12 protein-coding genes are annotated in these 14604 nt (G+C 68.9%); 7 read left to right on the top strand and 5 right to left on the bottom strand.

From position 1 onward, the window contains the following. Positions 1-28 precede the first annotated feature (28 nt). The 4 genes from BLS34_RS26055 to BLS34_RS21905 all read right to left on the bottom strand — a co-directional run bounded on the left by BLS34_RS26055 (position 29) and on the right by BLS34_RS21905 (position 6018). Positions 29-196, bottom strand: a complete 168-nt coding sequence (locus tag BLS34_RS26055) for a hypothetical protein (protein WP_156907153.1) — start codon at positions 194-196, stop codon at positions 29-31. Between the two features lie 66 nt (positions 197-262). Next, positions 263-1516 carry a pentapeptide repeat-containing protein gene (locus BLS34_RS21915; RefSeq protein ID WP_038012983.1) on the bottom strand — a complete coding sequence of 418 codons (1254 nt, stop codon included), beginning with the start codon at positions 1514-1516 and terminating at the stop codon, positions 263-265. Between the two features lie 132 nt (positions 1517-1648). After that, the gene (locus tag BLS34_RS21910) at positions 1649-4873 is read right to left on the bottom strand and encodes an efflux RND transporter permease subunit (protein ID WP_093153864.1); all 3225 of its coding nucleotides are present in this window, start codon (positions 4871-4873) and stop codon (positions 1649-1651) included. 23 nt (positions 4874-4896) lie between these two features. Next, the gene (locus BLS34_RS21905) at positions 4897-6018 is read right to left on the bottom strand and encodes an efflux RND transporter periplasmic adaptor subunit (protein WP_093153861.1); all 1122 of its coding nucleotides are present in this window, start codon (positions 6016-6018) and stop codon (positions 4897-4899) included. A gap of 329 nt (positions 6019-6347) precedes the next feature. Here BLS34_RS21905 and BLS34_RS21900 point away from each other — a divergent pair, with 329 nt between their 5' ends. The 4 genes from BLS34_RS21900 to dxs all read left to right on the top strand — a co-directional run bounded on the left by BLS34_RS21900 (position 6348) and on the right by dxs (position 10511). Further along, on the top strand, positions 6348-7274 hold the full coding sequence (locus tag BLS34_RS21900; protein WP_028792584.1) for a histone deacetylase family protein: 927 nt from the start codon (positions 6348-6350) through the stop codon (positions 7272-7274). Positions 7275-7380: 106 nt separating this feature from the next. After that, positions 7381-7656, top strand: a complete 276-nt coding sequence (locus tag BLS34_RS21895) for an exodeoxyribonuclease VII small subunit (protein WP_281169140.1) — start codon at positions 7381-7383, stop codon at positions 7654-7656. A 12-nt stretch (positions 7657-7668) separates the two neighbouring features. Further along, positions 7669-8559 (top strand): polyprenyl synthetase family protein, encoded by an 891-nt coding sequence (locus tag BLS34_RS21890; RefSeq protein ID WP_093153859.1) that lies wholly within the window; start codon positions 7669-7671, stop codon positions 8557-8559. Positions 8560-8579: 20 nt separating this feature from the next. After that, entirely contained in the window at positions 8580-10511 is a 1932-nt protein-coding gene (gene dxs, locus BLS34_RS21885; RefSeq protein WP_093153855.1) for a 1-deoxy-D-xylulose-5-phosphate synthase, read from the top strand. 19 nt (positions 10512-10530) lie between these two features. Here dxs and BLS34_RS21880 read toward each other — a convergent pair whose 3' ends face one another. Continuing rightward, on the bottom strand, positions 10531-11817 hold the full coding sequence (locus tag BLS34_RS21880; RefSeq protein ID WP_093153853.1) for a DUF3422 family protein: 1287 nt from the start codon (positions 11815-11817) through the stop codon (positions 10531-10533). A 160-nt stretch (positions 11818-11977) separates the two neighbouring features. On the opposite strand from BLS34_RS21880, the gene BLS34_RS21875 reads away from it, so the two are divergent. From BLS34_RS21875 to BLS34_RS21865, 3 genes are all read left to right on the top strand, one after another. Then, a complete protein-coding gene (locus BLS34_RS21875; protein WP_093153930.1) occupies positions 11978-12289 on the top strand; it encodes an ArsR/SmtB family transcription factor in 312 nt (103 codons plus the stop codon). Positions 12290-12352: 63 nt separating this feature from the next. Beyond that, entirely contained in the window at positions 12353-13378 is a 1026-nt protein-coding gene (locus BLS34_RS21870) for a permease (RefSeq protein ID WP_093153851.1), read from the top strand. Beyond that, positions 13375-14592, top strand: coding sequence for an MFS transporter (locus BLS34_RS21865; RefSeq protein WP_215906188.1), 1218 nt, complete (start codon positions 13375-13377; stop codon positions 14590-14592). The genes BLS34_RS21870 and BLS34_RS21865 overlap by 4 nt, the downstream gene beginning before the upstream one ends. Positions 14593-14604 lie beyond the last annotated feature (12 nt).

Genomic DNA, 14604 nt, shown 5'->3' with positions numbered 1-14604 from the left:
GAGCTCTGCCCGCCGTGTTCGCCGTCGATCAACCGTCCGAGGAGGGTGCGGTCGTCGGCGTCTGTGGCGCCATGACCGTCTGGCCGGTCGACTTGCTTGACGCTGATTTCGACGACCAGCCGCAGGCGGAAGCGCCGGTGGCGCCGAGCATGGACAGGCCGAAAGTCACTGCGAGGGCAACGATGAGGGTGCGCATGATGTGCCTCCTATCTGTAGACCCCAAGGATAGTGTGTTAAGCGCCTCACGACAACTGGAACCGGATCAGACGGCAGCCGCTTCGGTGTTCAGCGCTGTTTCCAACTGCTCCGGATCGACGACCGTGTCGGTCAGGTTCGCGCCGGTCAGGTTCGCCCCCTTCAGCTGCGCGCCGGTGAGGTCGCAGTGGGACAGGTTCGCCCCGCGCAGATCCGCCCCCCGCAGATCCGCGCCGTTGAGCTTGGCGCCCGACAGGTTGGCCGGCCAGAGCCGGCCGGTCGGGCGGCCCTTGCTGTCCTTCAGGTTCACCGGCGAGACGTTCGCCTTATGCAGATTGGCGCCGACCAGGCTGGCATTGGAGAGGTTCACCCCCTCCAGCACCGCCTTGGTCAGGTCCGCGCCCTCCAGGTTGCACTTGGCCAGGTCGGACATCACCAGCAGGGTCTCCGACAGGTTGGCGCCGGACAGGATCGAGGTGTGCAGATCCGCCCCCGACAGGTTCACGCCGGACAGGTCGATATGGCTGAGATCGGTGCCGACCAGCACCGCCCGATCGCCGAGCCGGCCGTCCTCGCGAATCCACACATAGTGGTTGTTCAGCATGTCGCGGATGTCGGAGGGCAGGGTGTCCTCGCTGCGCACCATGTTCGCGCCGGTCAGGTTCGCGGTGGCCATGTCGCAGCCGTCGATGTTCGCGCCCGACAGGTTGGCGTGCTTGAACACCGTGTTGTTGATCACCGCGCCCTGGAGCTGGACGTCCTGCAGGTTGGCGCCGGTGAAGTCGGTGTCGCTGAGGATGCACCCCTTCATGTCCGCGCCTTCCAGATTGGCGTTGCGCAGATTGACGCCGGACAGGTTCGCGCCGGACAGGGTGGCGCCGGCCAGGTTGGCGTTGGCCATGGCCGAGTTCGAAAGGTTGGCGCCACGCTCGTTCTTGGTCGGGCTGTCGCGCTCGCCGTCCTCGTCCTCGGTGCCGAACATCAGCGTGCCGCCGCGGAAGTCGGCGCCGCGCAGGTTGGCCCCGGTCAGGTTCACGTTGCGGATATTGGCGCCGCGCAGATCGGCGTTCTCCAGGTTGCAGCCCTTGGCGTCGACGCCGTCCAGCACCGCGCAGAACAGGTCGGACTCCGACAGGTCCGTGCGTTGCAGGATGGCGCGGGTCAGGTCGCAGCCTGACATCTTGGCGCCGCGCAGCCGCGCCCCCTCCAGCGAGAAGCCGGTCAGGTTCTGCCGGGCCAGATTTGCGCGCACGCCTCCGCGACCCTTGGTCAGCCAGGATTCGTGCTCCTGAAGGATCATGACGAATTGTTGCGGCGTCATCGGGATGCCCCAATCCCTTGCGGTCTCATTGCGCGAATGTCTCCCCCACCGTGCAGGGCAAACGTTAACACATCGTTTGCTCTGTGAAGAAGCATGCTCGGCGGGGAAGCTCTTGCGGTCCGTTCCGTCCGCCTATTCGGCCGGAGCGCCCTTGGGATCCGGGCCGCCGGAGGCCCCCGTGACCGTCGCCGGCACGTCCGGCGCCGGGCTCTTCGCCTCCCGGCCCTCGATCGCCGCCATGAACAGCGACAGCATCGGCGGGATCAGCCCCAGGGTCAGCACGGCCGACAGGGCGAGGCCCCCGACCACCACCGAGCCGAGGCCGCGGTACAGCTCCGACCCCGCGCCCGGGAACACCACAAGCGGCAGCATGCCGAGCACGCTGGTCAGGGTGGACATGAAGATCGGCCGGATACGGTTGCTGGTCGCCTCCAGGATCGCCGCTCCCGGTGCCATGCCCTCGTCGCGCAGGTGGTGCAGGGTCTGGTGCACCAGCAGGATCGCGTTGTTCACCACGATGCCGATCAGGATCACGAAGCCGAGCAGGGTGAGCATGTCGAGCTTCTGCGGGGTGAAGGCATTCAGCACCCCGAGCCCGAGCATGCCGCCGGCGGTCGCCAGCGGCACCGAGAACACGATGATGATCGGGTACAGGAAGCTCTCGAACAGGATCGCCATGACCAGGTAGACGATGGCCAGCGCCATCACCAGGTCGATCTGCATCTCCGCCCAGGTCTCCTGCAGCTTGCTGGCGGTGCCGGACAGCCGCATGGTCACGCCGGCGGGCACGCCCTCGGCGACCACCTTGGCGATCACCTGGTCGCGCAGGATGTCCATGCTCTCCTCCAGCGCGATGGAGGCGGGCGGCTGCACCACCAAGGTGATGGTGCGCAGGCGTTCGCGGTGGCGGATCTCGGTCGGGCCGGTTGTGACCGCCACTGTGGCCAGGGAACTGGCGGGCAGGATCATGCCCTGTTCGGTGACCACGGGCAGGGCCTCGATCCCCTGGGTCTGGGTGACGTTCTTGACCGGGCCGCGCAGGGTCAGGTCGACCCGCTCGCCGTCGACGGTGATCTCCGCCACCCGCAGCCCGTCGTTGAAGGCATCGACGGTCTGGCCGAGTTCCAGGGCGGAGATGCCGTTATCGGCCAGTTTCATGCGGTCGGGCAGCAGCCGCACCTCCGGCGCGCCGAGGGTCAGGCTGGGCAGCGGGCGGATCTGCGTGCCCTCGCTGCGTGGCAGGACGTCGTTGATCGCCCGGTCGATCCGCTGGGCCACCTCGACGATCTCGTTCATGTCGCCGCCGGAGATATCCAGATCGACTGCCCCCGAGCCGCCGACACCGCGGCCGAACAGCGAGGTCTGGAAGAAGAAGGAGCGGGTCCCGGGCACCGAGCGCACCGGGGCACTGAGCACCGGGATCAGCTCCGCCACCCGGCTGTCGTCGGCCGCGGCGGCACCGATGATGGTGTTGGCGCGGAAGGCGACGAAGAAGAAGCGCGACAGGGTCGGCGTGCCGTCCTCGGTCTGCAGCCGCTCCGCATTCTCGTCCCAGATCGGCCGGGTGGCGTTCTCCAACTGGCCGGCGATGGCGGTCTGGGTGTCCAGGTTGTAGCCCGGCGGCGGCGACAGCCGGCCGATCACCAGGTTGCGGTTGCCGTTCGGCAGGTAGTCGAGCTTCGGCAGGAAGATATAGGTCGAGATCGAACAGACGGCCGTCAGGGCGAGAATCATGGCGGCGGCGAAGCTGCGCGAGCGCACCGCGCTGCGGGTGATGCCCATCACGCCGCGATGGAAGGCCCGGGCGAAGTGGTCGATGCCCGGCACCCGCCGGCTCTGCGCCTTCTCCACCCCGGGGCCGAGCAGGCGGCTGGCCAGGGCCGGGACCACGGTGACCGAGACCAGCAGCGACAGCAGGACCGAGACCGAGATGGCGACGGCGATGTCGCGGAACAGCTGTCCGACTTCCAACTGCATGACCAGGATCGGGATGAACACCATCACCGTGGTCAGGGCCGAGACCAGCACCGCGCCCCAGACCTGGGAGGCGCCGAGATAGGCGGCGTCCTTGGCGCTGCGGCCGTTCTGGCGCAGCCGGAAGATGTTCTCCAGCACGACGATGGCGGCATCCACCACCATGCCCACCGCGAAGGCGAGGCCGGCCAGCGAGATCACGTTGATCGACCGTCCCAGCGCGGCCATGGCGACGAAGGACCCGACCACGGAGACCGGAATGGCCAGCGACACCACCAGCGTCGCCGATCCCGAGCGCAGGAAGGTCATCAGCACCACCGCCGCCAGCACGCCGCCGACCCAGATGTTCTGCTGCACCAGACTGATGGCCGAGGTGATGTAGGTGGTCTCGTCATAGACCTTGTTGATGTAGAGCCCCTCGGCCGGCAGGTCGTAGGCCGACAGCTCCGCCAGGGCGGCGTCGACGCCGGCCATGGTCTCGATCACGTTGGCGCCGGTCTCGCGGCGAATGGGCATGGCCATGCCGGGCTCGCCGAAATAGCGGATCCGGGCGACCGGTTCCTTGTAGTCGAAGACGACGGCGCCGATATCGGCCACGGTCAGCCGGGCGACCCGGCCGGTCACCGGATCGACGGTGGAGCGCAGCACCACGTCGCGCACCGACTGGACGCTCTCGAAATCGCCTTCGGTGCGCACGGTGTAGCGGCGCTTGCCTTCCTCCACCGCGCCGGCGGAGATGGACGCGTTGGCGGCGCGCAGACCCTGGACCACCTGGCCGATGGTGATGCGGTTATGGGCGAGGCGCTCCGGGTCGACGATGAGCTGCATCTCGCGCTCGGCGCCGCCATAGACGTCGACGCGGCTGACGCCGGGCACCCGCTCGATGCGGGTCTTGATCACGTCCTCGGCGAAGTCGCCGAAGGTGTGGATCGGCCGGTCGTTGCCCGCCACCCGGCGCAGGGTCAGCCAGGCGATGGCGTTGTCCTCGGCCCCGGCGGTGCTGAGCGTCGGCTGGTCGACCTCGGCGGGATAGTCGCCGACCCGGTCCAGCCGGTTGGCGACCAGCAGCAGGGCACGGTCCATGTCGGTGGCGACCTGGAACTCCAGCTCGATGCGGCCCCGGCCGGTCTCGGCCGTGCCGATCATCTCCTCCAGCCCTTCCAGGCCGCGCAGCTCGTCCTCCTGGCGGTTGACGATCTCGCGCTCGACCTCGGCCGGGGCGGCGCCGAACCACTCGGTCTCCACCGTGATCACCGGCCGGTTCACGTCGGGGGCGAGCTGGATCGGAATGTTGATCAGGGCGACGATGCCGAACATCACCACCATCAGCACGGCGGAGATGATGGCGATCGGCCGTTCGATCGAGGCGCGGATGATGTTCACGGCGCTGTCCCCCCGCTCTCGCCTCAGCCCTGACCCTGGCCCACGGACACCGCCTGGCCGGGGCGCAGCACCTCGTTGCCGCGGACCACGGCGAGGTCGCCGTCCTCCAGCCCGTCCAGCACCTCGAAGCGGTTGCCGACGCTCTCGCCGAGACGGATCGAGCGGGGTACCGCCTTGCCGTCCTGGACGATGAAGACGATGTTCTCGCCGCGCTGCACGGTGACCGCGTCCTTGTTGACGGTCAGCACCTGCCGGCTCTGGTCCAGCGGGACTTCCAGGGTGATTGCCTGGTTCGCCGCGTTGCCGACTTGGGAGGAATCCTGTGGGGTGAAGCGAACGGCCCGGGTCCGGGTGCGGGTGTTCTCCTCCGGCACGACGGCGCGGACCACGGCGAACAGCCGGGTGCCGTCCTGCAGCTCGCCTTCGACCACCGTGCCCGGTTTCAGGCCGCCGGTGCGGTTGGCCGGCACGTCGGCCTCGATCTCCAGCTCCACGTGGTTGAGCATGGTGACCACCGGGTCGCCGAGACGGACATAGGAGCCGGCGGAGACGTGCTTGACCGTGACCACCCCGTCATACGGCGCGGTGATCGCGGCGTCCTGCAGGGCGATCTCGGCCAGGTCGAGCTGCGCGCGGGCGACGGCGGCATCGGCCTCGGCGGCGCGCAGGGCGGCCCGATGGGCCTCCACGTCGCGTTCGGCATCCTCCACCCGGTCGGGGCGGTGCGCGCTGGACGAACGCAGCTTATTCAGCCGGTCCAGGGTCTGCTGCGCCTTGGCCAGATTGGCGCGTTCGGCGGTGATGTCGGACTCCGCCGCCTTGGCCTGGGCCTCCGTGCGCAGGCGTTCCGCGGCCAGCCGGTCGCTCGACAGCCGGGCGATCACGTCGCCGCGCTTCACCTGGTCGCCGACCTGCACCGCCACCTCGTCGACCCGCTCGGCCACCCGGGCGGCGAGCACGCCGGACTGCCGGGCGACGAAGCGGCCGAGCACGTTTACCGTGGCGATCAGCGGCTGCCGGGTGACGGGATCGACGGTGACCGACGCCTCGCGTCCCTGGGCCAGGGCGTCCGAGGTCGGCAGAAGCACCGCGCACAGGGCCCAAAGCCCGAGGAACAGGGCGGCGGAACGGGCAGGAACGGGCATCGTATGCAAGTCCTCACAGTCACTGGACGGTCATAAGGTAGCGCTCGTCACGGGCTTGCAAGTCTACAGGGTGAGATATACCAGAGTCCGCAACTATTAACCGGCTGACGGCCAGCGATCCGCGGGCGCCGCGCCGGCCCGGCGGCCAACCGAAGGGCGGGCTTTTGCGAATGACTTCGCATCCGACCGTGATCGAGACGGAGCGGCTGGTTCTGCGGCCGTATCGGTTGGTCCGGTCGATGGGGTACGCGGAAATCGCTACCGTCAGCTATGCCGGAGACCCCGTGCTGCTGCTGGTACGCGAGCGGGGGGCTTGCTAGGCTCGGCCCATGACAACGCTTCTCTATACCCACGACGCCTGCGTCCATCACGAGCCGGGCAAGATGCACCCGGAGCACCCGGCCCGCCTGAAGGCGATCTGGAAAGCGCTTGAGGCGCCGAACTTCGACAAGCTGGACCGGCGCGAGCCGCCGATGGCCTCGGTCGAGCAGATCGCCCGGGTCCATCCCGAGCGTTATGTGGCCGCGATTCTGGAGGCGGTCCCCAAGACCGGAATGGCGGCGATCGACGGCGACACCTTCCTGTCGCCGGGATCCGGCGAGGCCGCGCTGCGCGGGGCCGGGGCGGCGGTGGCGGCGACCGACGCGGTGCTGGGCGGCGAGGCGAAGAACGCCTTCTGCGCGACAAGGCCGCCCGGCCACCATGCCGAACCGGACCGGGCCATGGGCTTCTGCTTCTTCAACAATGTCGCCATCGCCGCCCGCCATGCGCAGGCGGTGCACGGGCTGAAGCGGGTGGCGGTGATGGATTTCGACGTCCACCACGGCAACGGCACTCAGGCGGCGTTCTGGGACACGCCGAGCCTGCTCTACGCCTCGACCCACCAGATGCCGCTGTATCCGGGCACCGGTGCGGCGACCGAGCGGGGCCAGGGCAATATCGTCAACGCGCCGTTGGCACCGATGTCCGGCGGCCCGGAGTTCCGGCAGACCATGAGCGACCGCATCCTGCCGGCGCTTGAAGCCTTCATGCCGGAGCTGCTGATCATCTCCGCCGGTTTCGATGCCCACCGCGACGACCCGCTGGCCTCGCTGATGCTGGAGACCGAGGATTTCGTCTGGGCGACCAAGGAGTTGATGCGGGTCGCCAAGAAGGTCTGCGGCGGCAAGGTGGTCTCGTGCCTAGAGGGCGGCTACGACCTGCAGGCGCTCTCCGTGTCGGCGGCGGCCCATGTGAAGCAGCTCATGAAGGGCTGACCGGCCGCCTCGGGCGGTATGCGAAGTCCAGGGCGAGGCTCAGTCCGCCGGCCTTGTTTCGCACCCGCACCCTGCATACACTCCGCGCGCTTTCCGGAGGACAGACGTGACCGATACACAAGCCGACAAACCCGCCGCCGCGCCCGCTCCAGCGCCGGTCGATACCATGAGCTTCGAGGACGCCCTGCGCGAGCTCGAAGCGATCGTCGAGACCCTGGAGCAGGGCCGAGGCTCGCTGGACGACGCCATCGCCGCCTATGAGCGGGGGGCGGCGCTGAAGAAGCACTGCCAGAAGAAACTGGAGGAGGCCCGCCTCAAGGTCGAGAAGATCAAGCTCGACGAGAGCGGTCAGCCGTCCGGCACCACCGATTTCGACGCCTGAGGGGAGCTGTCGATGGCCGACCTGCAGACGCTGCTGGCGGAGTGCGCCGCCACGGTCGACAAGACCATGGACCTGCTGCTGCCGAAGCCGGACGACGCCGAGGCGTTGCTGTTCGAGGCGATGCGCTATTCCTGCACGGCCGGCGGCAAGCGGCTGCGGCCGTTCCTGGTGATGCAGTCCGCCGCCCTGTTCCGGGTCGACAAGCGCTGTGCCGCCCGGGTCGCATCGGCCGTGGAGTTCATGCACACCTATTCGCTGATCCATGACGACCTGCCGGCCATGGACAATGCCGACACGCGGCGCGGCCGGCCGAGCTGCCACAAGCAGTTCGACGAGGCGACCGCGATCCTGGCCGGCGACGCGCTGCAGGCGCTGGCCTTCGAGGTGCTGGCCGCCCCGGAGACCCATGCGGATCCCGCGGTGCGCATCGAACTGGTGCGCGAGCTGTCCCAGGCGGCCGGCGGCCACGGCATGTGCGGCGGCCAGATGATCGACCTGCTGGCGGAGCGCGACGGCGAGATGAACATCGGCGCCATCACCCGGCTGCAGCGCCTGAAGACCGGCGAGATGTTCGCGTTCTCCTCGGTGGCGGGCGCGATCCTGGGCAAAGGCTCTTATCGCTCCTATATGGCATTGCATAACTTCGCGCAGGAGTTCGGTTTGGCGTTCCAGATCGCCGACGACCTGCTGGACGTCGAGGGCGACCCGGAGAAGACCGGCAAGCCAGTGGGTCAGGACGCCGCAGCCGGCAAGGCGACGTTCGTGTCTATCCTGGGAGCCGAACGGGCACGGGCGCAGGCCCACCTGCTGATCGACCAGGCGGTGCACGCTCTGGAGGTGTTCGACGAGGCCGCCGACCCGCTGCGCGAGGCCGCGCGCTACGTCGTCGACCGCACGAACTGACGGACTGGAAAGCGTTTATCATGAGCAATCGGCCCGAGACCCCGCTCCTGGACCGCATCGCCTCGCCGGACGACCTGAAGGGGCTGAGCGTCGCCGACCTGCGCCAAGTGGCCGACGAGCTGCGGGCCGAGACGATTTCGGCGGTGTCGGTGACCGGCGGTCATCTGGGGGCCGGTCTCGGCGTGGTCGAGCTGACCGTGGCCCTGCATCACGTGTTCGACACGCCGCGCGATAAGGTCATCTGGGATGTCGGCCACCAGGCCTATCCCCACAAGATCCTGACCGGCCGGCGCGACCGCATCCGCACCCTGCGCCAGGGGGGCGGCCTGTCGGGCTTCACCAAGCGCTCGGAAAGCGAATACGACCCGTTCGGCGCGGCGCACAGCTCCACCTCCATTTCCTCGGGCCTCGGCATGGCCGCCGCCCGCGACCTGCTGGGCGACGATTTCGACGTGGTCTCGGTGATCGGCGACGGCTCCATGAGCGCCGGCATGGCCTATGAGGCGATGAACAACGCCGGGGCGTCGGCCAGCCGGATGCTCGTGATCCTGAACGACAACGACATGTCGATCGCCCCGCCGGTCGGCGCGATGAGCGCCTACCTGTCCCAGATCGTCTCGTCGCGCTCCTTCGCCTCGTTCCGCGAGCTCGGCAAGCAGGTCGCCCGCCACTTCCCCAAGCCGCTGGAGCGCGCCGCCCAGCGCGCCGAGGAATTCGCCCGCGGCATGCTGACCGGCGGCACCCTGTTCGAGGAGATGGGCTTCTTCTATGTCGGCCCGGTCGACGGCCACAACCTCGACCATCTCGTGCCGATCCTGAAGAAGCTGAAGGGCCGCAAGCAGGGTCCGGTGCTGCTGCACGTGGTCACCGAGAAGGGCCGCGGCCATCCGTTCAACGAGGCCAATGCCGAGAAGTACCACGCCGTCGCCAAGTTCGACGTGGTCACCGGCGCCCAGGCCAAGCCGAAGCCAAACGCGCCCAGCTATACCAACGTCTTCGCCGAGAGCCTGATCCAGGCGGCCGAGGCCGACGACCGCATCGTCGCGGTGACCGCCGCCATGCCGTCCGGGACCGGCCTGAACAAATTCGCCGAGCGCTTTCCGGAGCGCAGCTTCGACGTGGGCATCGCCGAGCAGCATGCGGTGACCTTCGCCGCCGGCATGGCCTGCGAGGGGATGAAGCCCTTCGCCGCGATCTACTCCACCTTCCTGCAGCGCGGCTACGACCAGGTCGTGCACGATGTGATGCTGCAGAGCCTGCCGGTGCGCTTCGCCATCGACCGCGCCGGGCTGGTCGGCGCCGACGGGGCGACCCACGCCGGCGCCTTCGACCTGACCTATCTCGGCTGTCTGCCGAATTTCGTGATCATGGCGCCGTCGGACGAGGCGGAGCTGAAGCACATGGTCGCCACCGCCGCCGCCATAGACGACGGCCCTTCCGCCCTGCGTTATCCGCGCGGCGAGGGCGTGGGCGTGGAGTTGCCGATCACCGGCTCGGTGCTGGAGATCGGTAAGGGCAGGGTGGTGCGCGAGGGCACGACCGTGGCGATCCTCTCGCTGGGTGGCCGTCTTCAGGACGCGCTGGCCGCGGCCGAGGCGCTGCAGGCGCGCGGGATCTCCACCACCGTCGCCGACGCCCGCTTCGCCAAGCCGATCGACGGCGAGCTGGTCACCCGCCTGGCCCGCGAGCATGCGGCGCTGATCACGGTGGAGGAGAACGCCATCGGCGGCTTCGCCTCCCAGGTGCTGCATCACCTGGCCCATGCCGGACTGCTGGATGCCGGGCTGGCGGTGCGTCCGATGGTGCTGCCGGACCGCCCCATCGACCACGACAGCCAGTCCGCCCAGTACAAGGATGCGGGGCTGGATTCCGAGGCCATCGTGACCACCGCACTCGGCGCGCTGATGGCGACGGGGGCCTCCATCGCGTCCGGCGCCGGCCCGGTGGCCTGAGGCCGCTCCCGGTCGTGCTCTACCCGTCCTTCTCCCGCGCGATGCGCTTGCGCGCCCTGCGGGCCCCCGACCAGACCAGGATTGCGATCACCGGCACGGCGAAGCCCTGCACCGCGGGGACGTTGATCTCGGCGCCGATCGACTTCATCGCGTAGAGCAGATAGCCGGCGACCCCGACCACGTAATAGGTGATGGCGGCGACCGACAGGCCCTCCACGGTCTGCTGCAGGCGGAGCTGGAGGCGGGCGCGCCGGTCCATGGAGGCGAGCAGGTCGCGGTTCTGCGCCTCCAGGGTGATGTCCACACGCGTGCGCAGCAGGTTCGCCGCCCGGGTGGCCCGCTCCGACAGGGAGGACTGCCGCGATGCGGTCGACTCGCAGGTCCGCATGGCCGGGGTGAAACGGCGGTCCACATAGGCGCTGGGGGTCGGGTGGTCGCCCAGCGGCACCTCGGCGATCTCCACCACCCGGTCGACCACCAGCCCTTCATAGGCCCGGGCCGCGGCGAAGCGGTAGGACGTGGCGGCGATGTTCTCCTCGATCTCCGCCGACAGGGTGATCAGCCGCTCCAGCATCCGCTGCTCGTCGTCGATCTGTCCGACCGAGGTCATCGTGCCGGTCAGCTCCGCCAGCGACGCATCGATCCGGGCGATGGTCGGGGCCGCCTCGCGCGCCTTGGGCAGGGCGAGCAGGGCCATGTCGCGGTAGGTCTGGATCTCCACCAGACGCTGCACCAGCCGCCCGGCCTGGCGCGGCAGCAGGGTGCGGTCGAACACCAGCATGCGCACGAAGCCGTCCGGCGCGATCCGGTGGTCGGTGGAGATCTCCGCCGCCCCGCCGAGCACGGTCGCCCGGCACAGCGAAGACAGCGACAGGTGCTTGGCCAGATCCTCCTCGGCCCGGTCGCTGGTCTCCGGCAGCAGGGCCAGGTGGATCGCCACGACCCGCTCGCCGGGCAGGGAGGCCAGCCAGTCCGGCGGCGCCAGGGCCGATGCCGGCTCGGCGAACGGGGCGTCGAACGGGCCGTGGCGCAGGAAGGTGTAGGTCGTGAACTCGGTATGGCGCTCCCATTTCAGGCGGAAGGTGCCGAAATCCATGATGTGGTGGGTCGCCTCCTCGCCCGGGGGCGTGCCGCCGAGCCTGGCGCAGAGATCCGCCAGCCGGGCGCGCTCGACCTCGCGGGAGCCGGTGCCGGTGAGCAGGGCGATATGGGAGATCCGCTCCGGCGCCTCGAGTTCTGCAAACGGGCGCGCGTGCAGCTCCGCCGCCAGCGGAAACCTCAGCGGATGATCGGACGGGGCGGACATCGGGCCGGTACCTCGTCGCTGCGAATGCGCCTAATACGCGTGAAAGCGGCAGGTGGATCAGCCGGCCAGATCGTGGGCCGTACCGTGGGGCCAGAATCTATATTCCGATATTCTTCGGAATATCGTTGAAGAGGCGGCCGATCCGTCATATATGTGGCTCATGGACAGCACAGAGACAGCGCGCCGTCTGGAGGCGCTTGGCAACGCGACCCGGCTGGAGATCTTCCGCACCCTTGTGCGGGCCGGGCCGGACGGACTGCCGGTGGGGGAGATCCAGTCCCGCACGGGCACGGCGCGTTCGACCCTGTCGCACCACCTGCACAAACTGATCGCCGTCGATCTGGTCCGCCAGGAGCGGGACGGGACCACCCTGTACTGCCACGCGAACTATTCCGAGATGCAGGCGACCATCGACTATCTCACCCGGGAGTGCTGCGCCGACGCGCGCGGCAGATCCTGCGACGCCGCGTAATCGCGGCTTTTTTTTGCCCAGGAATGTCGATATTCTTGGGAATAAGGAAGAAGGAGCAACCCGATGGCCGACATGGCCCTGACCACCCGGCGTCTCGCCGGCAGGATTGACTGGACGCTGGTCGTCGTCCTGGCGGCTTTCGCCGTGCTCGCGATCATCAACGCCGGGCAGGCGCGGGACAGCGCCATCTTCGTCGGCGAGGCCCTGCTGGGGGTGGCACCGTTCCTGTTCGCCTCCATCGCCATCGCCGCCTATGCCAAGGCGAGCGGGGCCGACGGCCTGATTGCTCGGGCTTTCGAGGGGCGGGAGGTGACGATGATCGGTGCCGCCGCCCTGATGGGCGCTCTGTCGCCGTTCTGCAGCTGCGGCGTGATCCCGCTGATCGCGGCCCTGCTGTCCATGGGCGTGCCGCTGGCGCCGGTCATGGCGTTCTGGCTGGCCTCGCCGCTGATGGACCCATCCATGTTCTTCCTGACCGCCGGCACGCTGGGCATGGATTTCGCCCTGTTCAAGGTGTTCGCCGCCATCGCGGTCGGCCTGATCGGCGGCTTCGGCACCTTCGCCGTGGTGCGCGCCGGCGGCTTCGAGAACCCGCTGCGCGAGGGTGTCGGCAACGGCGGCTGCGGCGCCTCCAGCGTGCGTGCGCCCAAGCAGGTCGTCTGGAAGTTCTGGGATGAGCCGGCCCGGCGCGAGCGGTTCGCCAAGAACGCCTGGGAGAACACCCTGTTCCTGGGCAAGTGGCTGGCCGTCGCCTTCTTCCTGGAGAGCCTGATGCTGGCCTATATCCCGGCCGAGACCGTGACGTCGGTGATCGGCGGGGAGGGATGGCTGCCGGTCCTGGGCGCCACCCTGGTCGGCGTGCCGGCCTATCTGAACGGCTACGCCGCCCTGCCGCTGGTCGGCGGGCTGATCGAGCAGGGCATGGCGCCCGGCGCGGGCATGGCCTTCCTGCTGGCCGGCGGCGTTAGCTCCATTCCGGCGATGATCGCGGTTTGGGCTCTGGCCCGGCCGCATGTGTTCGCCGTATACCTGGGCTTCGCCTTTATCGGGGCCTTCTCCATGGGAGCGCTGTACGGCGTGATCGCTTGACCTCTTCCGCCTCCACGGCGGCGGCGTTTCCGACCGGACGCGTCGCCGCCCTTGCCATTGCCGAAACGCTCGTCTGGGCCGGGATGTTCTACAGCTTCCCGGCGCTGATCGCGTATTGGGAGGCCGATCTCGGCTGGTCGAAGACCGAGCTTGCCGGCGCCTATTCCGCCGCCCTGGTCTGCTCCGCCCTCTGCGCCCCGCTGATGGGCAAGATCATCGACAAGGGACACGGCCGGGCGGTGCTCACGGTCTGTGCCGTCGTCGGCGGCGTGCTGGTCGGGCTGCTGAGCGTGGTCCAGGCTTCCTGGCAGTTCTTCGTTCTGTGGCTCGGCATCGGCGTGTGCATGTCCGGATGCCTGTACGAGCCCTGCTTCGCCTTCGTCACCCGGATGATGGGCGGCGAGGCGCGCCGGGCGATCACCCGCATCACCCTGATCGCCGGGTTCGCCGGCACCGTCTCGTTCCCGCTCGCCGGGTTCGTGTCGGAAGCCTATGGCTGGCGGGTGGCAGTACTGACCTTCGCGGTGATCATCCTGGTGGTCGCCATCCCGCTGTTCCGCTACGGCACCGCCCTGCCGGCGCCCGAGGAGGAGCCCGAGACGCGCAAGCCCCTGCCGGGAAGCTCCTCCGACCTGCGCCGGGCGATGGCCAAACCGACCTTCTGGCTGCTCGGCATCACCTTCTCGATGATCGGCCTGACCCACGGCATCATCATCACCCACCTGCTGCCGATGCTGGCCGAGCGCGACGTGCCGGTGGCGACGGCGGTGCTGGCCGCCTCGATGATCGGGCCGATGCAGGTCGCCGGCCGGGTGGCGATGATGGTGGTGGAGCGCCGGCTGTCCATGCAGGTGATCTGTGCGGTGTCCTTCCTGTTCATGATCGCGGCGATCTCGTCGCTGATCGGCTCGATGGCGCTGCCGGCACTGCTGGTGCTGTTCGTGTTCTTCCAGGGCTCCGGCTACGGCGTCACGTCGATCACCCGGCCGGTGGTGACGGCCGAGATCCTCGGGCGGCAGGGGTTCGGCTCGATCTCCGGCGCGCTGGCCCTGGGGTTCATGGGAGCGAACGCCGCCGCGGCCACCCTGGGTGCCGCGATCTGGGAGGTCGGCGGCTACGCGATGGTGCGCTGGATGGTGTTCGGCTGCGTCCTGGTGGGGCTGATGGCGTTTCTCACGGCGATGACGCTCGCGAAGCGGGAGCGGGCGGCGTAACCCCACCAGTAT

Origin of the sequence: Thalassobaculum litoreum DSM 18839, from assembly GCF_900102465.1 — a bacterium.
GTDB classification, from domain to species: domain Bacteria; phylum Pseudomonadota; class Alphaproteobacteria; order Thalassobaculales; family Thalassobaculaceae; genus Thalassobaculum; species Thalassobaculum litoreum.
This window is presented reverse-complemented; position numbering and strand designations above follow the sequence as displayed.